The organism is Cyanobium gracile UHCC 0281, assembly GCF_034931305.1.
GTDB lineage: Bacteria > Cyanobacteriota > Cyanobacteriia > PCC-6307 > Cyanobiaceae > Cyanobium > Cyanobium gracile_A.
In genome coordinates this window covers 36,290-58,885 of the sequence record NZ_JAYGHY010000012.1, presented here as the reverse complement: position 1 = coordinate 58,885, position 22,596 = coordinate 36,290, and the positions used below count along the sequence as shown (strand labels likewise).

Genomic DNA, 22,596 nt, shown 5'->3' with positions numbered 1-22,596 from the left:
AGCAGAAAGCCAATGTGTCCGAAACCTAGGCTCAACGGCGCGTTCCGTGCCGACTCAATGGCCACATACGAGAAGCTCACCGTCCCGGCCAGCGGCACGGCGATCCGGTTCGAGGGCGGCCAGCCGATCGTTCCCAACGACCCGATCATTCCCTTCATCCGCGGCGATGGCACCGGCGTGGACATCTGGCCGGCCACCCAGCGGGTGCTGGACGCGGCTGTGGCCAAGGCCTACGGCGGTGAACGCCGCATCGAGTGGTTCAAGGTGTACGCCGGCGATGAGGCCTGCGAGCTGTATGGCACCTACCAGTACCTGCCCCAGGACACCCTGACGGCGATCGAGGAGTTCGGGGTGGCGATCAAGGGCCCCCTCACCACCCCGATCGGCGGCGGCATCCGTTCCCTCAACGTGGCCCTGCGCCAGATCTTCGATCTGTACTGCTGCGTGCGGCCCTGCCGCTACTACGACGGCACCCCCAGCCCCCACAAGCGGCCCCAGGACCTGGACGTGGTGGTCTATCGGGAGAACACCGAAGACATCTACATGGGGATCGAATGGGAGGCCAGCGATCCTGTCTGCATCGAGCTGATCGCCCACCTCAACGACACGGTGATCCCCGCCAACGGCAAGCTGGGCAAGCGCCGCATCCCCGAGGGAGCCGGCATCGGCATCAAGCCGGTGAGCAAGGCCGGCACCCAGCGCCACGTGCGCAAGGCCATCCGGCACGCCCTGGGCCTGGAGGGCGCCAAGCGCCACGTCACCCTGGTGCACAAGGGCAACATCATGAAGTTCACCGAAGGGGCCTTCCGCGACTGGGGCTACGAGGTGGCCACCACAGAATTTCGTGACCAGTGCATCACCGAGCGGGAGAGCTGGATCCTGGGGAACCTGGAGGAGAAGCCTGGGCTGAGCATCGAAGACAACGCCCGCCTGATCGAACCCGGCTACGACAGCCTCACCCCTGAGAAGAAGGCGGCCGTGGACGCGGAGGTGACGGCGGTGCTCGACGCCATCGGCACCAGCCACGGCGGCGGCCAGTGGAAGCAGATGGTGATGGTCGACGACCGCATCGCCGACAGCATCTTCCAGCAGATCCAGACCCGGCCCCAGGAGTATTCGGTGCTCTGCACCCTCAACCTCAACGGCGACTACATCTCCGATGCGGCCGCGGCGGTGGTGGGTGGTCTGGGCATGGCCCCGGGGGCCAACATCGGTGACAACGCGGCGATCTTCGAGGCCACCCACGGCACCGCCCCCAAGCATGCCGGCCTCGATCGGATCAACCCGGGATCGGTGATTCTCTCCGGCGTGATGATGCTGGAGTACATGGGCTGGCAGGAAGCGGCCGACCTGATCACCCAGGGGATCAGCGCCGCGATCGCCAACAAGGAGGTCACCTACGACCTGGCCCGGCTGATGGAACCCCGTGCCGAGTCCGTGAGCTGCTCGGGCTTCGCCGAGGCCGTGGTGCGCCACTTCGGAGGGTAAAGGCCGGTGGTGGCCCACCCCCACGGATCTGGTTGGCGATGGCCTGCAAAACCACGACAACCTCCTTAAGGTCCAACCCGGATCCGTCATCTCGTAGATGCAGTCTGTAAGGAGCTGGAAGTCCCACGCAGCTCGACGTTTGATCAGGGTTCTGCCCAAGCGGGTGCAACTGGCCACCTGCTACCGGCAGCTCAATGGGGCCGCTCCCGATCTTCGCCACCCCACGCTGCTGAGCGAGCGGATCCTGCATCGGATCCTGACGGACCGCGATCCCCTGCTGCGCACCTTCTGCGACAAGATCGCCGCCAAGCAGTGGATCGCAGCCCGGATCGGTTCCGGCCACACTCCAACCACCCTGGCTGTCGCGGACAGCGTTGAGGCGCTGAAGGCCCTGCCCCTGCCGGATCGTTGGATGCTCAAGGCCAGCCACGGGTCCGGTTGGTTTCAGCTGGTGGACAGCACCACCCATCCCTTCGACGAAGAAGTGATGGAACAGGCCCGGATATGGTTGGATTCCGACTACGCCGACACCTTTCAGGAGTGGGGCTACCTGAAGCTGCCGCGCCGGCTCCTCGCCGAAGAGCTGCTCAGCTTCGCCTCCCGGCCGTGCACCGAAATGAGTGCCTTCTGCTTCCGCGGCCGGGTCAGGGGGATACGGCTGCATCGCTCGGAGTCCGCCCACATCGCCCACCGCGGCAGCCAGCGGCATCTGCCCCGCAGCAAGGAGCTGTTTCTCGATGAGACGCTTCAGCCGTTGCCGCTGCTGAGGCCCCAGTTCGACCACTGCCCGGAGCTTGCCGCCACCGATCAGAAGGAGCTGCAGACCTTCCTCGCCCTGGCCAGGGAACTCTCCTCGGACACACCCTTCCTGCGGGTGGACGGCTATCTGAGCGACAAGGGCGTCCTGGTGGGGGAACTGACGAATTACCCGGGGGCTGGCCTGATGCTCCACATGCCGCGACAGTGGGACGCCTGGTTCGGCGCTTTCTGGGACTGACGACGGGCTGTCGGGAGGCGCCTGGCGAGCGGCAACAATGGAGGGCATGAGCCTCCCGTCCATCGCCGCCAGCGGTTCTCCGGGTGCCGCAGCCCCCGGCGCCGGATTCATTGCCGCCGACCCGTGCGTCCACTGCGGCTTCTGCCTGCCCACCTGCGCCAGCTACCGGGTGCTGGCCACCGAAATGGATTCGCCCCGGGGACGGATCCATGCCCTCAAGGCGATCGACGCCGGGGAGCTGGTGCTGGATGCCACAGTGGCGAAGCACTTCGACAGCTGTCTGGGCTGCTTCGCCTGCGTCACCGCCTGCCCGGCGGGCGTGCGCTACGACCAGCTGATCGAGACCATGCGGCCGCGGCTGAACGCGCCCGAACTGCGCAGCCCCGCGCAACGCGTCTTCCGGCGGCTGATCTTCGCCCTGCTCCCCTACCCCCAGCGGCTGCGGGCCCTGCTGGCGCCTTTGCGGGCCTACGCCGGCACACCCCTGCAGGCCCTGGCGCGCCGCAGCGGGCTCACCCGCCTGTTCGGGCCCCAGGTCGCGGCGATGGAGAAGCTCCTGCCACCGCTGCCGGAGCAGGCCTTCCGCGACGACTGGCCCGTGCTGGTACCGGCACGCGGACCCCGCCGGCGCCGGGTCGGGCTGGTGCTCGGTTGCGTCCAGCGCGTCTTTGAGCCGGGGGTGAACGCCGCCGCCATCCGGGTGCTGGCCGCCAACGGCATTGAGGTGGTGATCCCGCCCGACCAGGGCTGCTGTGGCGCCATGACCCACCACCAGGGGGAACTGGCCCAGACCAGGGAGCTGGCGACGGCCCTGATGTCCAGCTTCGAGGCGGTGATCGGCCCGGGCAAGGCCGCGGGCCCCGAACCCCTCGAGGCCCTGCTGGTGGCCGCCTCGGGCTGCGGCCACACCATGAAGTCCTACGGGGAGATCCTCGGCAGCCGCCATCCCCTGCTGGGCAGAGTCGCCGACATCCAGGAATTCCTCGACGAGGTCGGGCTCAGCGACAGCTTCCAGGCGGCGTTGCGGCCGCTCCCGCACGGCGACGGCACGGCCGCCAGTGCGGAGCGGCCCCTGGAATTGGCCTACCACGATGCCTGCCACCAGCTGCACGGCCAGGGCCTGGCGGCCCAGCCCCGTCGCCTGCTGGGCCGGATCCCCCATGTGCGGATCCGCGAAGCCACCGAAGCGGGCGTCTGCTGCGGCAGCGCCGGCATCTACAACCTGATGCAGCCGGAGGAAGCCGCCGAACTGGGGCGGATCAAGGCGGCGGATCTGAGCGGCACCGGCGCCGCGCTGGCCGTGAGCGCCAACATCGGCTGCACGCTCCAGATCCGCCAGGCCATGGAGGGGCAGGCGCGGCCGTTGCCGGTGCTCCATCCGATCGAGCTGCTGGATCGCAGCTACGGCGGACCGGCCTGAGCCTCCATCCATCGCCACGCCTCCCGCAGGGTGCCGTCGTCGCCCAGGTTGCCGGGAAAAGTGAGCACGGGCAGGGGCCCCTGATCGGTGTCTGGGGCGGCCAGCACCAGTGAGAGTCCTGGCAGCAGCTGGCCCTGGAGCTCCACCTGCTCCAGGGCCAGCCCATCGGCCAGCAGGGTGTGGGTGGTGATCCCCCCCTTGCTGATCAGGTAGCCCAGATCGGGGGCGACGGCCGCCGCCCGCCGCGCCATCACCCCCGCCAGGGCCAGGCCCAGCGCCCGGCGCTCCTGCGCGTGGCGACAGCGGGCCTCGCCACGGCTGGTGAACAGCACCGGCGTGTGGCCGCCGGCCAGCACGTCCGCCAGCCGCTGCCCCCAGGCCAGCTCCAACGAGGCCAGCAACCGCACCGGTTCCGGGCCCTCCAGCAACCGCTGGACCTTGGCCACCGCCAGTTCCACCCCGACGCAACCGGGTTCCTCCAGCAAGCGCTCCAGCTGGCGGTCGGCCAGGGGCACATGGGAACCCACCAGCACCAGCCCCGGCAGGGGCCGCTCGCCGCGGCGGCGGCGCAGGGACGCCAGAGCCGCCGGCGCCAGCGGCTGGGGGGGCAAGCCTGCCAGGGCCTGGATCAGGCTGGCGGCGCTCTGGAACAGGAAGCGGCGGGGACGCCCATCGCCGGGGCCATCATCCGCCGGGCCCCCTGTAGCCATCACGCAGCGCACCGCGGTGGCCAGGGCCGCCAGCTGCGGGACGGAGGCCCCATCCACCGCCACGCAGGCATTGCCCTCGAGGCGCTCCAGGTGACGCCGCAGGGGAGCACCGCCCACGTCCAGCTCCCGCCAGCCGATGCGGTCGACCGCGGCGGCGGGGATCCGTCCCGAACTCTTCTCCGCCACCCAGTCCGGCAGGTAGCTGGTTCCGTAGGCGAACAGGCCGTCCCGGGCGAACGGGCTCTCATGCACGGGCTGGCCGTGGAGCCGATGCACCCCATCGACGGTGGTGCGCCCCCCCTCCAGGAAGGCCGGCACCAGCAGGGTGGCGTCGAAGGGGCCGAGCTCCTCGTTGATCACCTCCACCTCCAGGGGGAAGTGGCCCCGCAGGGTGGAATCGCCCCGGCTCACCACCAGCCAGCCACCGATGCGGCCGACAGCCACCGCCTGCCGGAGGGCAGGCCGCAGGGCGCGGCAGATCTCGCGCACTCGCTCGGCTGCCGCCGCCGGCGCCAGGGCCCGGGTGTTGGCCAGCAGGAACAGCAGCGGCGACGGGTGGGCCAGGCCGGCAGCCAGGGTCTCGGCGTCCCAGCGCAACAGCAAGGGGCAGCCGTGCACGGTCTGGGAGCCGGTGGGGTCGTCGTCGATGACGAGGATCTTGAGATCGGACCCGGAATCGACGGTTGCCTGCGCCATGGCACCATCGTGCCGTGATGCGACCTGAGCCCAGCGAGCTGCAGGAGCTGGTGCGGGACCTGCACCGGCAAGGTTCGGCCTGGCTGCCCGCGGGCCTGGGCAGCCGCCTCGACTGGGGACCGCCGCTCCAGGGGCCCTGCACGGTGCTCAGCTGCGCCGCTCTGCGGGGGGTGCGGGAGTTCAACCCCGGCGATTTCACCATCACCGTGGCCGCCGGCACACCACTGGTGGAGGTGCAGGAGGTTCTCGGACACCATGGCCAGTGGTTGTCCGTGGATGCCCCCTGGGGGGACGGCGATGGCGCCACCGCCGGCAGCATCGGTGGCCTGGTGGCCCGGGGCCTGGCGGGCGGCTACCGCCAGCGCTACCTGGGGGTGCGGGACCAGCTGATCGGCCTTGAGCTGATGCGGGCCGATGGGGTGACGGCCAGGGCCGGCGGCAAGGTGGTGAAGAACGTGGCCGGTTACGACCTGATGCGGCTGTTCACCGGCAGCTGGGGCTCCCTGGGCCTGATCACCGAACTGACCCTGCGCACCCTGCCCCAGCCGCCCCTGCGCCGCAGTGTCTGCTTCCAGGGCCAGACCGGCGCTCTGGCCCTGCTCAGCCGCTGGTTGCTGGGCTCCAGCCTCAGCCCGGAGCGGATCGACTGGTGGAATGGCAGCCTGGCCAGCGCTGCCGGCCTGGCATCGGAACCCCTGCTGCTGATCGGCCTGGCCAGCGTTGATGCGGCCACCCTGGAAGAGCAGGTGCGTTGTTTGCAGGAGCGCAGCAGCCTGAAGGCCCGAGTGCTGGACGCCACCACCACCGAGGCCTGGCTGGCCCGAGCCCGGGGAGGCGCCGCCACGCCCAGCACGGCGGCCACCGCGCCTGCCTGGCTGCTGCGGCTCGGCGTCAGCCCCGACCGGCTTGAGACCCTGATGCAGGCCCCAGCCCTGGCCGGCCTGTCCGTGGACATGGCGGCCGGCAGCGGCCTCGGCCTGGCCTGGACAGGCTCGGAGGAACCCCAGGCCACTGTGACCTCAGGCCAGATGCTGGCACTGCGCAGCCTCTGCACGGAGCTGGGGGGCCATCTCACCGTGCTGCGCCAGCCGCCGGTGGCCGGCCTGCCGGCCTGGCTGGATGCCCCGTCGCGGCCGCTGATCGAGGCGATCAAGCGCCGCTTCGATCCGGCCGGGCAGCTGGCGCCGGGCCGGCTGCCGGGCGTTGCTCAGAGCGTTTCGACGCTGTAGCGGCAACCCAGCTCCAGGGACTCCCCGGCGGGCACCAGCAGGCGCCGTTCTCCCGTGCTCAGGGCTCCCCGCGGCCCGCTCCAGGGCTCCAGGCAGAGCATGGGCCGAGGCGGGTCGCTCCACACCACCACCAGATCCATCGGCGCCGAGGGGGACAGCGTCACCACCCGACCCCCCGCTGGATCCACCAGGCGCACCGGGCCCTGGCCGCTGCAGAGAAAATCCACCCCCTGCTCCAGCCGGGACAGCTGATCAGCAGTGGCAGCCGGAGCCATGCTGAGGTGGTCGAAGCAGTCCGCCGGCAGGCCTTCGAGCCGCACGCGGGCCAGATCGGCGACGGCGATGTAGGGGTGCAGGCCCAGGCTGAAGGGGAGGGGCGCCGCACCGGCCTCACCCCGGTTGTTGATCCGGGCCGTGATCGCCAGGGCCGAGGGCTGCAGCCGCAGCTCCAGCTCGAGGACGAAGGCGAAGGGGAAATGGGGGCGGCTGAGGGGGCTGTCTTCCAGGCGCAGGCGCACGCCGTCCCCTGCCGGGAGCGGAGCGATCGACCAGGGCAGATCACGGGCAAAACCGTGCTGGGGCAATGGAAAGCGCCCCTGGGGCAGCACGAGCTCGTCGCCGGGCAGATTGCCGCAGATGGGGAAGAGCACAGGGATCCCCCCCCGCACCGACTTGGCGGGGTCGGCGAAGCGCTCGGCATCGAAGTAGAGGATCTCGCTGCCGCCGCAGCACCAGCCCGTGACCAGCCCGCCGCGCTCGGGGACGACCGTGAGGGAATCGCCGCTGGCCGGATCGGTGAAGCGCCAGTGGGGGGAAGCCCCGGTGGGGGGATGCAGGGTCATGGCGAGGGGGCGGAGGGGGTGGGCCCGGGGCTGGTGAGGCCCTGCTGTTGCAGGAAGCGCTCGAACGGACCCGCCAGCGATCGGCTCCCCGACACGCTCAGGTGATGGTCATCGGAAAAGAGCAGTGTTCCGTCTGGCCGCATGGGGGTAACGCGACCTTCAGCGTCAAGGAAGAAAGGGCTGGGATCAAACAGATGCACATTCGACAATCCAGCCGCAGCCTCCGTAAGGGTCTCCCTGATGGTCTGCTGCATGCGAGCGGTGATCTGCGGCTCTGGTGAACATTGCTCCCATTGGCCAGGCTTCGGCCTGCATTCCATGGGCTTTTGCAACAGCATGGGTGTATCCACCGTAAGCACCAAATGCAGGTCCCTGGCCGCCAACTGCTTGGCAAATCGGCGAAGGTTCGCGACATGGATCGCTCTCGCCTCAGGGGGGTTGATCCGCCTGCCATGCTTCTCCACCACCATGGGTGAAGGCTTACCACTGGAGGACAATCCCGAAAGATAAGAATTCAGCCAGCTTGAGATCATCACAATATCACCGGGCTTCAAACGCTCAAGGGCGCGTTCCATCTCACCTCTGGCGAGATCCTGACAAACGGGGAACTTCACATTTCCCAGAGTCGCCACCATGGACGTGTCAAGGAAGCAGGCCATTTGAAAAGCAAGCGTCAGCCGCTGTCCCGTGCGGCTGGTTACCGAATCGAGCATCGGCACCAAATGCAAAGCATGGGAGTCGCCCAGCAGAAAGATCTCTCGTGCCCCAGGCTTGCCAGGTTTCTGGCAGAGGTCGTAGTTCGGTCGCGTCGCCAGGCCGTAGGGCTTGCCAATCGGGACCGTGCAGTTCTTCTCTTTGATGCCGCTGTTCAAGATGTAGGGGTCATAGGTATGAATGCGCTCCCGAAAGGGCACAGGATCCGGATCGGGACCAATGAACAACTTGCCCCGGAACTGGTGGTGCAACGCATCGATCCCCAGCCACAGACCCACCACCGCCAGCAGGGCCAGCACCATCTCCCACCACCACGTCAGCGGATGGCGCCGCACCGGTTGCTCCACCAGCCCATACGCACCCACCGCCAGCACCACACTCCCCACCACCGCCAACCCGTACTGCCACCACGTCTCCATCCCCAATGTCCAGCGCAGCAGCACGATCACCGGCCAGTGCCACAGGTACAGCGAATACGACAGCAGGCCCGCCGTCAGCAGACCACGCTCCAGCCAGCGACCCGGCAGGAATCTCCCCCCCTCACCGGGGCCCGCCTGCAGCACCAGCAGCGTCCCCAGCACCGCCGGCAGCACCCCCGGCACCGGAAAGCCCTCCCGCTCCGATGTCGCCACCACCGCCCACAGCAGCAGCGCCGCACCCGCCAGACGCAGCCAGCGGCCCTTCAGCCACGGCGCCACCAGCAGCCCGCGCCGTTGCGCCACCAGCAGCAACGAGCCGCTCGTCAGTTCCCACAACCGACTCGGCATCAGGAAAAAGGCCGCCATCGGCGCGTTCTGCGTCCACCACCAGCTCGCCCCAACCGACAACACCGTCAGCGCCGTCAGCAGCGGCACGCTCCGCCGCACCCCATAGCCGATCCCCAGCAGCAGCAGCGGAAACACCAGGTAGAACTGCTGCTCCACACCCAGCGACCAGGTGTGCAGAAACGGATTCAGGTCCGCATCCGGATTGAAGTAATCGATCTGACCCATCAGGAAGTTGTTCGACCATCCGAACAGCGCCTTGAGGGCCGCGTTGAAGTAGGGCCCGCTCTCCAAGGGCGGGATCAACGCCGCCACAGCCAGGCTTGTCACAGCCAGGCACGCCAGCAGGTTCGGCAGCAGACGCCGCACACGCCGCAGGTAGAAATTCCCCAACCGCGGCCAGAACGGCTTGCTGGCCTGGCCCAGCAACGAGCCCATCACCACGTAGCCCGAAATCACAAAGAAGATGTCCACGCCCGTGAACCCACCCGGCAGCCACCCCTTGTTCAGGTGGAACACCAGCACCGCCAGCATCGCCGCACCACGCAGCGCATCGATATCCGGCCGGTAGGCAAAGCGCCCAGGGGCCGACGCCTTGGCCGAGGCGGCGACGGGGCTGCTGGTGGTCGCGGCCACCATCAGCGGGACGGTGCCGGGATCAGACCGGACTCCACCAGAAAACGCTCAAACGGCTCAGCCAGGGATCGGCTGCCGGTCATGCTGAGGTGATTGGAGTCGGCAAACAGGGGCGTCCCGTCAGGCTTTCGGTAGATCACCCGACCCATCGGATCAAGGAAAGCTGGGGTGGAGTCAAAGACATGGACATTGGGCAATCCAGAGGCTGCGGCGTTCAATGTTTCGCGAATGGTCTGCTGCATGCGAGCGGTTATCTGGGGATCGGGAGAGCAGGTTCTGCTGAAGTCTCGTGGGCAGAACATCATTTCCCTGGCCAGCTCTGGCGTATCGACAAATAGCAGCAATTGGATATTGCGCGCTGCAAGACGCTTGGCAAAGCTGCGCATGCTGGCCACATGCATCTCACGCGCCTGTGATGCCGAAAGGCGACGACCTCTCGACTCCTTCAGCGCCGCATTCGGCTGTCCCCTTGGGTCAATATCGGCGATATAATGGTTCAACCAACTAGACAACATCACAATATCACCCGGCTTCAGGCGTTCAACGGCCCGGTCCATCTCGCCGCTGACGAACTCTTGGCATGGGCCATACTCCTGCATCCCCCAATTGATCTGCACCAAGGGATCAGGGAAGCAGCCCCCCATGGCGGCAAAGGTGAGTCGCTGTCCGCTGCGGCTTGTCACCACGTCCAGCATCGGCAGCAGATGCTGGGCATGGGAATCACCCAACAGGAAGATTTCTCCAGCACCAGGCTTGCCAGGTTTCTGGCAGAGGTCGTAGTTCGGTCGCGTCGTCAGGTCGTAGGGCTTGCCAACCGGAACGGTGCATGAAGGAGTGATTCCAGTACCGGGAATCATCGGATTGAAGTTGTTGATCCGCTCATGGAGCGGGACTGGATTGGGGTCACTGCCGATGAACAACCTGCCCCGGAACTGGTGGTGCAACGCATCGATCCCGAGCCACAGGCCCACCACCGCCAGCAGGGCCAGCACCATCTCCCACCACCACGTCAGCGGATGGCGCCGCACCGGTTGCTCCACCAGCCCATACGCCGCCACTGCCAGCACCACACTCCCCACCACCGCCAACCCGTACTGCCACCACGTCTCCATCCCCAACGTCCAGCGCAGCAGCACGATCACCGGCCAGTGCCACAGGTACAGCGAATACGACAGCAGGCCCGCCGTCAGCAGACCACGCTCCAGCCAGCGACCCGGCAGGAATCTCCCCCCCTCACCGGGGCCCGCCTGCAGCACCAGCAGCGTCCCCAGCACCGCCGGCAGCACCCCCGGCACCGGAAAGCCCTCCCGCTCCGATGTCGCCACCACCGCCCACAGCAGCAGCGCCGCACCCGCCAGACGCAGCCAGCGGCCCTTCAGCCACGGCGCCACCAGCAGCCCGCGCCGTTGCGCCACCAGCAGCAACGAGCCGCTCGTCAGTTCCCACAACCGACTCGGCATCAGGAAAAAGGCCGCCATCGGCGCGTTCTGCGTCCACCACCAGCTCGCCCCAACCGACAACACCGTCAGCGCCGTCAGCAGCGGCACGCTCCGCCGCACCCCATAGCCGATCCCCAGCAGCAGCAGCGGAAACACCAGGTAGAACTGCTGCTCCACACCCAGCGACCAGGTGTGCAGAAACGGATTCAGGTCCGCGTCGCGGGCAAAGTAATCGATCTGACCCATCAGGAAGTTGTTCGACCACCCGAACAGCGCCTTCAAGGCCGCGTTGAAGTAGGGCCCGCTCTCCAGGGGCGGAATCAACGCCGCCACAGCCAGGCTTGTCACAGCCAGGCACGCCAGCAGGTTCGGCAGCAGACGCCGCACACGCCGCAGGTAGAAATTCCCCAACCGCGGCCCCAGAGGCTGGCTGGCCGCCTTGCTCAGCAGCGAGCCCATCACCACATAGCCCGAGATCACAAAGAAGATGTCCACGCCCGTGAACCCACCCGGCAACCACCCCTTGTTCAGGTGGAACACCAGCACCGCCAGCATCGCCGCTCCTCGCAGCGCATCGATGTCCGGCCGGTAGCCAAACCGCCCAGGTGCCGACGCTTGGCCCGAGGAGGCGACGGGGCTGCTGGTGGTCGCGGCCACCATCAGCGGGACGCCGCCGGGATCAGACCGGACTCCACCAGGAATCGCTCAAACGGCTCTGCCAGGGATCGACTGCCGGTCACGCTGAGGTGGTGGGAATCGGAATAGATCACAGTTCCTCTTCCATCTCGATAGCGCACCTGTCCTGAGGCCTCAAGCAGGGCCTTGGCAGGGTCGAAAACATGCACGTTCTTGAGTCCTGCAGCCGTTTCATTGAGAATGGAGGCAACGACACTCTGCCTGGCGAAGGTGACCTTGGGATCAAAGGCACAACTTCGTTGAGAACCCTTGGGACAGAAAACAATGTCCTGGGAAAGGGGAGGATTATCCACCACTAGCACCAATTGAATTCCTCGCTGCTGAAGGAACATGGCATAAGCACGCATTGAAGTCTGGTGAGCCCGACGCAACTCGGAGATGTTGAGCTGCCTGCCATCAAGTCGTGCCGACGACTCGAGTTCAGAGCCAATGCCCTGAGCACTGGAGAGATAATTGTGAAGGTTACTTGAAATCATGACGATATCCCCTGGCTTGAGCCTCTCAATGGCACGCTTCATCTCACCAGCGGCAAAATCCGTACAGGGCTGATAAGGCTTCTGATTGAGCTCCACGGTCAGTGCTGGATCGAGGAAGCACGAGGGTTTGTTCGAGAAGGTGATGCGTTGACCGGTGCGACGTGTCACCTCGTCCAGCATCGGCAGCAGATGCTGGGCATGGGAATCACCCAGCAGGAAAATTTCGCCAGCGCCAGGCCGGCCTGGCTTCTGGCAGCGATCATAATTGGGCCGGGATTCCGGACCATAGGGCGTCCAGTAATTCAATGTGCAGTTTTTATCAATCAACGTTCCCAGAATGGTGGGATCCCATTCCTGCACGCGTTCGTGGCGCGGCACCGGCGTGGGATCACTGCCGATGAACAACCTTCCCCGGAACTGGTGGTGCAAGGCATCGATTCCCAGCCACAACCCCACCACCGCCAGCAGCGCCAGCCCTGTCTCCCACCACCACGTCAGCGGATGGCGCCGCACCGGTTGCTCCACCAGCCCATACGCCGCCACCGCCAGCACCACGCTCCCGGCCACCGCCACCATGTACTGCCACCACGTCTCCATCCCCCACGTCCAGCGCAGCAGCACGATCACCGGCCAGTGCCACAGGTACAGCGAATACGACAACAGTCCGCACGTCAGCAGAAACCGCTCCAGCCAACGACCCGGCAGAAATCTCCCGCCCTCACCGGGGCCCGCCTGCAGCACCAGCAGCGTCCCCAGCACCGCCGGCAGCACCCCAGGCACCGGGAAGCCCTCCCGCTCTGACGTCATCACCACCGCCCACACCAGCAGCGCTCCGCCGGCCAGCCGCAGCCAGCGGCCCTTCAGCCAGCCCGCACCCAGCAGCCCACGCCGTTGCGCCACCAGCAGCAACGATCCACTCGTCAGCTCCCACAGCCGGCTCGGCATCAGGAAAAATGCCGCCATCGGCGCGTTCTGCGTCCACCACCAGCTCGCCCCCAGCGACAGCACCGTCAGCGCTATCAGCAGCGGCACGCTCCGCCGCACCCCATAGCCGATCCCCAACAGCAGCAGCGGAAACACCAGGTAGAACTGCTGCTCCACGCCCAGCGACCAGGTGTGCAGAAACGGATTCAGGTCCGCGTCGCGGGCAAAGTAATCGATCTGACCCATCAGGAAGTTGTTCGACCACCCGAACAGCGCCTTCAGGGCCGCGTTGAAGTAGGGCCCGCTCTCGAAGGGCGGGATCAACGCCGCCACAGCCAGGCTTGTCACAGCCAGGCACGCCAGCAGGTTCGGCAGCAGACGCCGCACACGCCGTAGATAGAAATTCCCCAACCGCGGCCCCAGCGGCTGGCTGGCCGCCTTGCTCAGCAGCGAGCCCATCACCACATAGCCCGAGATCACAAAGAAGATGTCCACTCCCGTGAACCCACCCGGCAGCCACCCCTTGTTCAGGTGGAACACCAGCACCGCCAGCATCGCCGCTCCTCGCAGCGCATCGATGTCCGGCCGGTAGCCAAAGCCACCCGCCTTGCCACCAGCTCCGGTCTCCTTGCCGCTTGCCGTTGGGACGGCTGCGGTGTTTGTGACGGCGGCGATCAACCCTGCCCCCCTTTGTGGAGGGAAATGTACCGACCGGGAGCCGCCGCTGGGTTCAGCCAGCGGTCAGCGCGGCAACCGGGCTTTCCACCAGACCCGCCAGCCACTCCAGCAGAGCCCGGTTCACCTGGTCGGGCACCTCGTCGTGGGGGCAGTGGCCGGCGTCGAGCACCACTTCGGTGGTGCGGGCCGGCGCGTGCCGCTGGAAACTGGCCCGGCGACCGGCGGCGTTGATCCAGGGGTCGCGGATGCCCCAGAGCAGCAGCAACGGTGCCGTGAGCCCGGCAAAGAGTTCGTCGAGGGGCTGACCGCGGGGAATGTCGAAGACGGTGCGGAACACGCCGAAGGCCCCTGGATCACGCGAGGGCCGCAGGATCGCTTCAACCAACTCGTCGTCGACGTTGGTGCGGTCGATGTAGACCTGATTGAGGGTGCGGCGCACCGTGGCGGGGCGGCGCATGTTCTCGAACAGGAGGCGCTGCAGCACCGGACTGCGCAGCAGGGCCGACCCGATCGTCTGGCGGGCGATGGCGCCCCACCCCTGGGGTGGCTGCTGCTCGTCGCTGAAGGGGCCGGCGGCGTTCAGCAGCGCCACGCCCGCGGCCCCCTCCCCCAGGGCGGCGCCGGCGGCCAGGGCGGCAAAGCCGCCGAGGGAGTTGCCCACCAGCACCGTGGGCCGACCGATCCGCTCGTTGACATAGGCGCAGAGCTGGTCGCGCCAGAGGGCGCCGCCGTAGGTGAGGCCAGCGGGTTTGGCGCTGCGGCCGAAGCCGAGCAGATCGATGGCGTGAACCTCATGGGTGCGGGCCAGCACAGGAATGTTGAAGCGCCAGTGGTCGGTGGAGGCCCCGAAGCCATGCACCAGCAGGATCGCCGGCCCGGTGGGCTGCTCAGGAGCCGCATGCACGGCGTGCACCCGATGGCCCAGGAACTGCCAGGTGGTTTCGGGTGACGAAGCCATGGACGCCGCGGCATTGCAGTGAGAGACGATGCTAGGAAGCCCGACCAGCGTGCGGCCCCGCCCCCTGCGCCTGCCGCCATGTCTGACGCCTTCACCCTCGCCGACCTGAGCCCACTGCTGCCGGGGGTGGCCCTGTGGGCCCTGGCCCTCTACCTGCCCCTGAGCGTGCCGCTGGGCCGGCTGGAGCAGGCCTTGGCCGAGGCGTCCCTGGAGGAGGGGCTGCAGCAACTGGTGCTGGTGGGCGGCAGCCTGCTGCTGGCCCTGGCGGTGGGCCTGGTGGTGGAACTGCTGCTCAGCTGGGCCCTCGGGCCTGGCTGGGCCGGAAGCCTGGGTTTGATCGCCGTCCTGGCGGGCCTGTCGCTGAGCCTGGCCGCCGGCAGAGACGACGACCGACAGCGCTGAGGCCAGCCAGACCGGCCCGGGGATCAGGCGGCCTGCTCGGTGGGCCTATCTGCAGACCCATCGGCGGGGGCCTCCGTGGGGACCTCGACGCCGCTGAGTGCCAGGCGCAGCAACAACGGCGCCAGGAACGTGGTGCCGATCACCATCAAGAGGATGGCCGCCTCCAGGGGCGTCGAAAGGATGCCGGCCTGGCTGCCCAGACCCAGGAAGATCAGACCCACTTCCCCGCGGGGCATCATCCCCAGACCCACCACCAGCCGGTTGGTCTTCTGCACGCTGAGGTAGCTCCAGCCGGCGGCCACCTTGCCGACGATCGCAACGGCCAGCAGGAACAGGGCCACCACCAGCCCTTCGCGGTTGGCGGGGTTGAGGGGATTCATCACCGACAGATCGAGGGCGCTGCCGATCAGCACGAAGAAGACGGTGGCGAACAGGGCCACCAGGGGCTTCACCGACTGCTGGATCGCCTTGGTGTGCTTGGAGGCGCTAAGGATCAGGCCGGCGGCGAAGGCCCCCAGGGCCGCCTCCAGACCGATGGCCTCGGCGATGAAGCAGCACAGGCCCAGCACCACGAAACCGGCCACCACCACTTCCCCTGGGGCCCTGAGGCGATCGAGGACCCAGTCGAAGGCCGGCGCGGCGGTGCGGCTCAGGAACAGGGCCACGGCCACGAACACCGCCGCCGCCAGCACCAGCTGCAGGATCGGACCGGCGGCGAGCACCCCGTCTCCGGCCAGGGCCACCACCACCGCCAGGATCACGATGCCGAAGATGTCGTCGAGCACGGCGGCACCGATCACGGTCTGGCCTTCCCGGGTCTTGAGGAACTTCAGTTCGCCGAAGACGCTGGCGGTGATGCCGATGCTGGTGGCGGTCATCGAGGCACCGGCAAACACCGCCGGAAACAGCGGCACATGGAAGAGGTAAAACAAACCAGCCGTGCCCAGGGCAAAGGGCAACAGCACACCGGTGATCGCCACGGTGGTGGCCTGCTGGCCCACGGCCATCAGCTCGTCGAGTTCGCTTTCCAGGCCCGTGAGAAACAGCAGGGCATAGAGACCAAGCTTGGCGGTGGCCTCCAGGGACGGGAAGCTCTCGGTGTAGATCTCGGCCACGGTCTCGGGGCTGACCCCGGCGCAGGAACCGACCAGATCGAGCATGACCTGGTTGAGCTCGGCATGGGCGGCTGGCGGAAGAATCAGGTGCAGCCCGGTGACGCCGATCAGCACGCCTGCCACCAGTTCGCCGAGGATCGTGGGCAGCTTGAGGCGCACCATCAGCTCCGCCAGGGCCCGGGCCACCAGGAAGATGACCAGATAGCGACCCACCTCCAGCAGCGTTTCCACCGTCTCGATCTGGGTGGTGCCGACTTCAAGCAGAAGGCTGGGCGCGAACATGGACGCAATCAGTGCCGAGCGGACGCTAAGGGCGTTGGCGTCGCCCAGGTGTGCCGTTGCTGATCTCCCAACAGGCCGGGCGAGAGGAATGGCAACCACCGCTACGGTCTGGAGACGCACGGCCAGACCTGTGCCTGAGGGATCACCGCGCGCCGACCGCCATGAACGACCATCAACCCCGCAACCTGAGCCTGCCCACGCCCGGGTGCTTCGCGGACCCCGATCGCAGCGGCTTGACGGCGACGGACGTGTTCGACGGCATGACCGAGCACCTCTTCTACACGCTCGGCAAACTCGCCCCCAGCGCCAGCCGCCACGACCTCTACATGGCGCTCAGCTACGCCGTGCGCGACCGGCTGATGACCCGCTACCTGGCGGGCATTGAAGCGATTGCCGCCAACCCCAAGCGGATCGTGGCCTATCTCTCGGCCGAGTTCCTGATCGGCCCCCAGCTCGGCAACAACCTGCTGATGCTGGGCATCCAGGAGGAGGCCGCCGAGGCCCTCAAGCAGTTCGGCATCAACGACATCGAGGAGATCCTCGATGTGGAGGAGGAACCGGGCCTGGGCAACGGCGGACTGGGTCGCCTGGCCGCCTGCTTCCTCGAATCTCTCGCCACCCTCGAGATCCCCGCCACCGGCTACGGCATCCGCTACGAGTTCGGCATCTTCGACCAGCTGATCCGCGACGGCTGGCAGGTGGAGATCACCGACAAGTGGCTCAAGGCCGGCTGGCCCTGGGAGATCCCCCACCCCGACCAGGCCTGTTTCGTGGGCTTCGGCGGCCACACCGAGAGCTACCGCGACCACCAAGGCGCCTACCGGGTGCGCTGGATCCCCGCCGAGCACGCCATCGGCGTCCCCCACGACGTGCCAGTGCTGGGCTACCGGGTGAACACCTGTGACCGGCTGCGCCTCTGGCGGGCCGATGCCACCGAATCCTTCGATTTCTATGCCTTCAACAGCGGCGACTACTACGGCGCCGTGGAGGAGAAGGTGGGCTCAGAAACCCTCTGCAAGGTGCTCTATCCCAACGACGGCACCGCCAAGGGCCGCCAGCTGCGCCTCAAGCAGCAGCACTTCTTCGTCAGCTGCTCCCTGCAGGACATGATCCGCAGCCTGGATGCCCGCGGCATTCCCATCCAGGAGTTCCCCGACCACTGGGCCGTCCAGCTCAACGACACCCATCCCTCGATCGCCGTCGCTGAACTGATGCGGCTGCTCCTCGACGACAAACACCTCGAATGGGAGGCCGCCTGGGCGATCACCACCGCCTGCCTCTCCTACACCAACCACACCCTGCTGCCCGAGGCGCTCGAAAAGTGGGGCCTCGATCTGTTCGGGTCCCTGCTGCCCCGCCACCTGGAGCTGATCTTCGAGATCAACCGCCGCTTCCTGCAGCAGGTGCGCCTGCGCCACCCCGGCAACGAGGGCGTGCTGCGCCGGCTCTCGATCATCGATGAAACCGGCGAGAAGGCCGTCCGCATGGCCCACCTGGCCACCATCGCTTCCCACCACGTCAACGGTGTGGCCGCGCTGCACAGCGACCTGGTGAAGCAGGAGCTGTTCCCCGAATTCGCCAACCACTGGCCCGACAAGTTCACCAACGTCACCAATGGCGTGACGCCGCGCCGCTGGCTGGCCCTGGCCAATCCCCAGCTCTCGGCCCTGCTGAATGAGACGATCGGCGACGGCTGGGTGCGCAACCTCGAGGAGCTGCGCCAGCTGGAGCGCTACGCCGACGACGGCGGCTTCCTCGAGAACTGGGGGGCCACCAAGCTGTCGGTGAAGCGCCACCTGACGCACTACATCCATCGCCACACGGGCGTGCTGGTGGATCCGGCCTCGATGTTCGACGTGCAGGTGAAGCGCATCCACGAGTACAAGCGCCAGCACCTCAATGCCCTGCAGGTGATCGCCCAGTACCTGCGCATCAAAAACGGCCTCGCCGATGGCCAGGCCCCCCGCACCGTGATCTTCGGCGGCAAGGCCGCCCCGGGTTACGCCATGGCCAAGCTGATCATCCGCTTCATCAACGGCATCGCCGATGTGGTGAACGCCGACCCCGACATGGATGGCCGCCTGCGCGTCATCTTCCTGGCCGATTACAACGTCAAGCTCGGTGAGCGCGTCTACCCCTCCGCCGACCTCTCCGAGCAGATCTCTACCGCCGGCCTGGAAGCCTCCGGCACCGGCAACATGAAATTCATGATGAACGGCGCCCTCACCATCGGCACCCTCGATGGCGCCAACGTTGAGATCCGCGAGGAGGTGGGGGACGACAACTTCTTCCTGTTCGGCCGCACCACCGAAGGCATCGCCCGCCTCAGGGAGGAGGGCTACCGGCCCTGGGACCACATCGACGCCAGCCCCGAGCTGCGGGAGACGCTGAACCTGATCGAGTACGGCCACTTCAGCAATGGCGACACGGAACTGTTCCGGCCGCTGCTGGAGAATCTCATCGGCCACGATCCCTTCTTCGTGCTGGCCGACTTCAAGGCCTACCTGGAAGCCCAGGAAGCGGTGAGCAAGGCCTGGAACGATCGCCCTCTCTGGAACAGGATGTCGCTGCTCAACACGGCCCGCAGCGGCAAGTTCTCCTCCGATCGCTCGATCAGGGACTATGCCGAGCGAATCTGGCGGGCCGAGACCTTCCCGGTGACGATCACCTGCCAGATCGACGAGGCTCAGGTGAAGGGACGGCAGCTGCCAGCGCCGCAGTGATCGCTTGGCTCAGCCGCCCCGGTGATCGGGCAGATCGGGTGTCTGATGCAGCAGCCGGTTCAGGCGCAGACGGTCGGCGTTGAGGGGGTCGGGGGCCAGCTCACCGGCCACCTCCCGGAAGGTCTGCTCCACCGGCTCGGGCACCCTCACATCGAAGATGCGCTCCATCAGGGCCTCGATGGAGAACAGGTGGGCATTGATGTTCTCCAGATCGGCCATGGCCTGCTGGATCGCATCGTTTTCGGGAGCAGCCTCGCCGTTGACCTCCTGCAGGTCGGCCTCGGGAGCCGCAGGGGCGGGTGGCGTGTCGCCGTCGCCGTGCTGCTTCTGGAGCTCCTCAAGCACCCGGCCCGCCAGGGTACGGAACGACTGGAGGGCGGCCCAGTTGAGCTCCTGCTGCTGACGGAGGCTGGGATTTTCTCGGATCAGCCGGTCGTGTTCCCGATAGAACCGCTGGCAATCAGGACATTGGCAGGGCTCTTCTGGCACCGCGTCCCTTCTTTCATTCAACAACCATCATGGCACCGTCAGGCCGCCAGGGGGCCTTGATCGGGCCGATCCCCCGCCTCACTGAGCAGCGGCAGGGGAATTTCGATCGAGCTCACCACCTGGATCACATCGCGCAGGCGCATGGAATCGGCGAACCAGCCCATGGCCTGCTCCACGTCGCCGCGGCGTTCGGCATCGATGGCCTGCTCCTCATGGGCGTCGGCCAGCAGGGCCAGCCAGCAGAGGCAGCGGGCCTGCACCACCGAGAGATCCAGCTCATCGGGGTGGGCGTGGGCGATGGCCTCGCTCTCCTGTTGCACCAGCAACCGCAGGCGCAGGTCGTGAAGCTGGGTCATCCACTGCTGACGACTGGCCACACGCTAGCGAGGGTGTCTGGTTTGGGAAGGCCACCAGGGGTAGCGGTCGTTACGGGTCAGCCGATGCCTCCCTGGGGGGGCCTGCGGCACTCGGAACGGGGCTGGCGGGACTCGAACCCACGACCTACGGTTTAGGAAACCGTCGCTCTATCCGGCTGAGCTACAGCCCCTTCCAAGTGATTATGAAGGCTACGGGGGCCAGCGACGCCCAGCGAAGGATCCGCGGGAGTGGGAGACAGTCCGGGGGCCGCTGGGGCCTGGGGCCGTAAAACCGAGTGCTGGGGCGGCGGCGGCGGTCCAGACGCGAGCCCTGACTGTGCGGGTTTGCGAACCTGGGGAAGCTGATTCTGTGAAACGGGTGAGAGGTGGTAGTATTCCGCCGGTACGAGTCCTTTCCGTCTACCCACCATGCTTTCGCTCAGAACGCCTATAGGCCTTGGGGCTGCGCTCAGCGCAAGCCTGGCCGCTTCTCTTCTTTCCGTTGCCCCGGCCCAAGCCCAGGAGTTCGCTCCCTCCGGCAACGAGTGGCCCGGTGGGGTCGACGGCAGCAGCAAGCCCGCCAACTGCACCGCCTTCACTCCAGGTGCCACCATTTTTTCTGGAGACTTTGCCTGCACCTCAGGCGACAAGATCTACAGCAGCTTCTTCCTCACCACTGACACAGGCGGCGCCCTCAACAGCGGGGTCTTCAACTTCACCTTCAGCGGTACCAACCACACTCTTGCTGCCCTCGCCAATTTCGCGCCAGGCACTTACGAGTTCGGCTACACGATGACCATCTTTGATGCTCTCAACAGCGGTCAGAGGCTGGAGAGCGCAAATACGTCGGCTACCTCATCGGTCATCGGCTCCAACATTCCGGCTTGGACCAAGACCCTTAACGTCTCCACCAACGACGAAATCCTGGATATCACCACCACCCAGAGTCAACCCATCATCGTCAACTCCAACGGTCCCAAGACATTCGGAGTCGCCGTTCAACCCGTTTCAGCTGACTTCATTTCCAAGCTGATTGTGGCTAACCTGCCTAGCAACTCCGTTCAAGGCATCACCGACAGCGTCACCCAGAAGTTTGACGACGGTGAGACCGTCCCCGGCCCGCTCCCCATCCTGGGTGCGGGTGCCGCTTTCGGCCTCTCACGCAAGCTGCGTCGCCGCATCAAGCAAACCGCCTGAGCCTAGCGCTTTCAAGGTTTTTGGCCCCCACTTCGGTGGGGGCTTTTTTTTGCCCACGTGCTGGTCACAACTCCATTCCTGGCCGAAGCGCCCCTCCTGAAAAACGGCCCTGCGCAGCTAGATTTGGCCCTGCCTTCTGAAAAAACTCAGGCATGGATGCGACGGAGCCAAGTTTTTCAGGCAACCAAGAGGTTCGCCTCAAGAAAGAAGCCGCCAATGCGTTCTCCGTCATTGGCCTTGTTTCCATCGGTCTTGGTCTGGCTGTGCTGGTGTTCAGCTCCCTCCCGGTGCGCCTGCTGGACCCCGTCTGGCAGTTGCAGCTTTCTGGGGCGTTGACGGCGGCTGGCTTCTCGCTCCTGATCGGTAGTCTCCTGGTCTGTACGGCCGGCGCCTTCCCTGGCTCCGCCCAGCCCATCGGCAACAACGTGAAGTTGCTGCGCAACATCTGCACCTGGGTGGCCATTCTCTACCTGGTGCTGATACCCATTCAACTGTATGCTGGCATGCGGGTGCTGCGGCAGCAATCGAGTGAGGAGGGCCGGACCCAGGCCATCTGGAAGAAGTTCAAACGGCAACTCGAGGCCACCAGCAACGAGCAGGAATTGCGTACCTTGCTCGGGCAACTGCCCCAGCCCATCAATCTTCCGGCCAAACTCGATCAGCCCTTTGGCTCCTTCAAACAGACCATCGTTGCTCAGGCGGATTCACGTTTCAATGCTCTCGCCTATCAGACCGATCAGGCCCGCTCCAAACGTCTGCAGGGCTTCATCAGCGAAGCCGCCAACAACAGCATCAAGTCGCTGCTCATGGCCACGGGCTTCGCGGCCCTGGCCCAAGGGAAACCCGGTGGGCCAACCCTGCTGGGTCAGGCGCTGCGTGTCTTCGGCAACAAGTCCCGCAAGCGCAGCCGGAGCGTGTGAGGTCCCACGGGTCGCTGCCTACAGTGACCCCGGAAAGCAGGCGAGGTGATCGCGATCGGTGCGGTGCGGCCCTCGGGCCAGCGCCGCGGCCGGTTGAGGAAAGTCCGGGCTCCCCAATGGCCAGGCCTGCTGGGTAACGCCCAGTGCGGGTGACCGTGAGGACAGTGCCACAGAAACACACCGCCGATGGCCCCGGCTCGCCGGGTGCACAGGCAAGGGTGCAAAGGTGCGGTAAGAGCGCACCAGCGGCATCGAGAGGTGCCGGCTTGGTAAACCCCGGCTGGGAGCAAGGCCCAGGGACAGCGGTTGGCCATCTTCCCCGTCCCGATTCCCATGCGCCGCTCGAGGCCGTCGGCAACGGCGGTCCCAGACAGATGATCACCCCCCCTGCCGCTGGCAGGGGAGAACAGAACCCGGCTTACGTCCTGCTTTCCCCCCTTGCCCC

At 66.7% G+C, this 22,596-nt stretch carries 17 protein-coding genes, 1 tRNA gene and 1 other RNA gene; 9 read left to right on the top strand and 10 right to left on the bottom strand.

The annotated features are described in order from the left end of the window. The first annotated feature begins 57 nt into the window (after positions 1-57). The 3 genes from VB739_RS05815 (at position 58) to VB739_RS05805 (ending at position 3,905) form a co-directional block, all read left to right on the top strand. The gene (locus tag VB739_RS05815) at positions 58-1,488 is read left to right on the top strand and encodes an NADP-dependent isocitrate dehydrogenase (RefSeq protein ID WP_323356161.1); all 1,431 of its coding nucleotides are present in this window, start codon (positions 58-60) and stop codon (positions 1,486-1,488) included. Positions 1,489-1,627: 139 nt separating this feature from the next. Continuing rightward, the gene (locus VB739_RS05810) at positions 1,628-2,485 is read left to right on the top strand and encodes an ATP-grasp fold amidoligase family protein (protein ID WP_323356160.1); all 858 of its coding nucleotides are present in this window, start codon (positions 1,628-1,630) and stop codon (positions 2,483-2,485) included. 46 nt (positions 2,486-2,531) lie between these two features. Then, positions 2,532-3,905 carry a (Fe-S)-binding protein gene (locus VB739_RS05805; protein WP_323356159.1) on the top strand — a complete coding sequence of 458 codons (1,374 nt, stop codon included), beginning with the start codon at positions 2,532-2,534 and terminating at the stop codon, positions 3,903-3,905. Here the strand turns inward: VB739_RS05805 and VB739_RS05800 are convergent. Further along, entirely contained in the window at positions 3,887-5,311 is a 1,425-nt protein-coding gene (locus tag VB739_RS05800; protein ID WP_323356158.1) for a four-carbon acid sugar kinase family protein, read from the bottom strand. The two genes, VB739_RS05805 and VB739_RS05800, sit on opposite strands and share 19 nt — an antisense overlap. A 17-nt stretch (positions 5,312-5,328) precedes the next feature. Here VB739_RS05800 and VB739_RS05795 point away from each other — a divergent pair, with 17 nt between their 5' ends. Then, on the top strand, positions 5,329-6,540 hold the full coding sequence (locus VB739_RS05795; protein WP_323356157.1) for an FAD-binding oxidoreductase: 1,212 nt from the start codon (positions 5,329-5,331) through the stop codon (positions 6,538-6,540). Here VB739_RS05795 and VB739_RS05790 read toward each other — a convergent pair. From VB739_RS05790 to VB739_RS05770, 5 genes are read right to left on the bottom strand one after another with little or no spacing between them, the layout of a single operon-like run. Continuing rightward, the gene (locus tag VB739_RS05790) at positions 6,519-7,382 is read right to left on the bottom strand and encodes a galactose mutarotase (RefSeq protein ID WP_323356156.1); all 864 of its coding nucleotides are present in this window, start codon (positions 7,380-7,382) and stop codon (positions 6,519-6,521) included. The genes VB739_RS05795 and VB739_RS05790 overlap by 22 nt on opposite strands. Next, complete coding sequence (locus tag VB739_RS05785; protein WP_323356155.1) at positions 7,379-9,499, bottom strand: acyltransferase family protein; 2,121 nt, start codon at positions 9,497-9,499, stop codon at positions 7,379-7,381. The genes VB739_RS05790 and VB739_RS05785 overlap by 4 nt, the downstream gene beginning before the upstream one ends. After that, entirely contained in the window at positions 9,499-11,595 is a 2,097-nt protein-coding gene (locus VB739_RS05780) for an acyltransferase family protein (RefSeq protein WP_323356154.1), read from the bottom strand. Before VB739_RS05780 ends, VB739_RS05785 begins: the two co-directional genes overlap by 1 nt. Further along, entirely contained in the window at positions 11,595-13,709 is a 2,115-nt protein-coding gene (locus VB739_RS05775) for an acyltransferase family protein (protein WP_323356153.1), read from the bottom strand. The genes VB739_RS05780 and VB739_RS05775 overlap by 1 nt, the downstream gene beginning before the upstream one ends. A gap of 52 nt (positions 13,710-13,761) precedes the next feature. Then, the gene (locus VB739_RS05770) at positions 13,762-14,667 is read right to left on the bottom strand and encodes an alpha/beta fold hydrolase (RefSeq protein WP_323356152.1); all 906 of its coding nucleotides are present in this window, start codon (positions 14,665-14,667) and stop codon (positions 13,762-13,764) included. Between the two features lie 78 nt (positions 14,668-14,745). Between VB739_RS05770 and VB739_RS05765 the strand changes: the two genes are divergently transcribed. Continuing rightward, on the top strand, positions 14,746-15,069 hold the full coding sequence (locus VB739_RS05765; protein WP_323356151.1) for a hypothetical protein: 324 nt from the start codon (positions 14,746-14,748) through the stop codon (positions 15,067-15,069). Positions 15,070-15,092: 23 nt separating this feature from the next. Here VB739_RS05765 and VB739_RS05760 read toward each other — a convergent pair whose 3' ends face one another. Then, on the bottom strand, positions 15,093-16,466 hold the full coding sequence (locus VB739_RS05760; RefSeq protein WP_323356150.1) for a cation:proton antiporter: 1,374 nt from the start codon (positions 16,464-16,466) through the stop codon (positions 15,093-15,095). A gap of 161 nt (positions 16,467-16,627) precedes the next feature. Between VB739_RS05760 and VB739_RS05755 the strand changes: the two genes are divergently transcribed. Next, positions 16,628-19,189, top strand: a complete 2,562-nt coding sequence (locus VB739_RS05755) for a glycogen/starch/alpha-glucan phosphorylase (protein WP_323356149.1) — start codon at positions 16,628-16,630, stop codon at positions 19,187-19,189. Between the two features lie 9 nt (positions 19,190-19,198). Here the strand turns inward: VB739_RS05755 and VB739_RS05750 are convergent, their stop codons facing one another. The 3 genes from VB739_RS05750 to VB739_RS05740 form a co-directional block, all read right to left on the bottom strand. After that, positions 19,199-19,678: a hypothetical protein gene (locus VB739_RS05750; protein ID WP_323356148.1), complete on the bottom strand. Its 480-nt coding sequence runs from the start codon at positions 19,676-19,678 to the stop codon at positions 19,199-19,201. A 38-nt stretch (positions 19,679-19,716) separates the two neighbouring features. Next, complete coding sequence (locus VB739_RS05745; RefSeq protein WP_323356147.1) at positions 19,717-20,034, bottom strand: hypothetical protein; 318 nt, start codon at positions 20,032-20,034, stop codon at positions 19,717-19,719. Between the two features lie 117 nt (positions 20,035-20,151). After that, positions 20,152-20,225 (bottom strand) — tRNA-Arg (locus VB739_RS05740). A gap of 238 nt (positions 20,226-20,463) precedes the next feature. Here VB739_RS05740 and VB739_RS05735 point away from each other — a divergent pair. The 3 genes from VB739_RS05735 to rnpB all read left to right on the top strand — a co-directional run bounded on the left by VB739_RS05735 (position 20,464) and on the right by rnpB (position 22,588). Then, on the top strand, positions 20,464-21,231 hold the full coding sequence (locus tag VB739_RS05735; protein ID WP_323356146.1) for a hypothetical protein: 768 nt from the start codon (positions 20,464-20,466) through the stop codon (positions 21,229-21,231). Positions 21,232-21,383: 152 nt separating this feature from the next. Then, positions 21,384-22,151, top strand: coding sequence for a hypothetical protein (locus tag VB739_RS05730; protein ID WP_323356145.1), 768 nt, complete (start codon positions 21,384-21,386; stop codon positions 22,149-22,151). A gap of 32 nt (positions 22,152-22,183) precedes the next feature. Then, an RNA gene (gene rnpB / locus VB739_RS05725) (RNase P RNA component class A) lies at positions 22,184-22,588 on the top strand. Positions 22,589-22,596: the final 8 nt, after the last annotated feature.

Bases quoted from the DNA above. Each gene is read 5' to 3' on its own strand.
- VB739_RS05815 (WP_323356161.1), top strand. From the start codon at position 58: ATGGCCACATACGAGAAGCTCACCGTCCCGGCCAGCGGCACGGCGATC.
- VB739_RS05805 (WP_323356159.1), top strand. From the start codon at position 2,532: ATGAGCCTCCCGTCCATCGCCGCCAGCGGTTCTCCGGGTGCCGCAGCC.
- VB739_RS05800 (WP_323356158.1), bottom strand. From the start codon at position 5,311: ATGGCGCAGGCAACCGTCGATTCCGGGTCCGATCTCAAGATCCTCGTC.
- VB739_RS05795 (WP_323356157.1), top strand. From the start codon at position 5,329: ATGCGACCTGAGCCCAGCGAGCTGCAGGAGCTGGTGCGGGACCTGCAC.
- VB739_RS05790 (WP_323356156.1), bottom strand. From the start codon at position 7,382: ATGACCCTGCATCCCCCCACCGGGGCTTCCCCCCACTGGCGCTTCACC.
- VB739_RS05785 (WP_323356155.1), bottom strand. From the start codon at position 9,499: ATGGTGGCCGCGACCACCAGCAGCCCCGTCGCCGCCTCGGCCAAGGCG.
- VB739_RS05780 (WP_323356154.1), bottom strand. From the start codon at position 11,595: ATGGTGGCCGCGACCACCAGCAGCCCCGTCGCCTCCTCGGGCCAAGCG.
- VB739_RS05770 (WP_323356152.1), bottom strand. From the start codon at position 14,667: ATGGCTTCGTCACCCGAAACCACCTGGCAGTTCCTGGGCCATCGGGTG.
- VB739_RS05765 (WP_323356151.1), top strand. From the start codon at position 14,746: ATGTCTGACGCCTTCACCCTCGCCGACCTGAGCCCACTGCTGCCGGGG.
- VB739_RS05760 (WP_323356150.1), bottom strand. From the start codon at position 16,466: ATGTTCGCGCCCAGCCTTCTGCTTGAAGTCGGCACCACCCAGATCGAG.
- VB739_RS05755 (WP_323356149.1), top strand. From the start codon at position 16,628: ATGAACGACCATCAACCCCGCAACCTGAGCCTGCCCACGCCCGGGTGC.
- VB739_RS05745 (WP_323356147.1), bottom strand. From the start codon at position 20,034: ATGACCCAGCTTCACGACCTGCGCCTGCGGTTGCTGGTGCAACAGGAG.
- VB739_RS05735 (WP_323356146.1), top strand. From the start codon at position 20,464: ATGCTTTCGCTCAGAACGCCTATAGGCCTTGGGGCTGCGCTCAGCGCA.
- VB739_RS05730 (WP_323356145.1), top strand. From the start codon at position 21,384: ATGGATGCGACGGAGCCAAGTTTTTCAGGCAACCAAGAGGTTCGCCTC.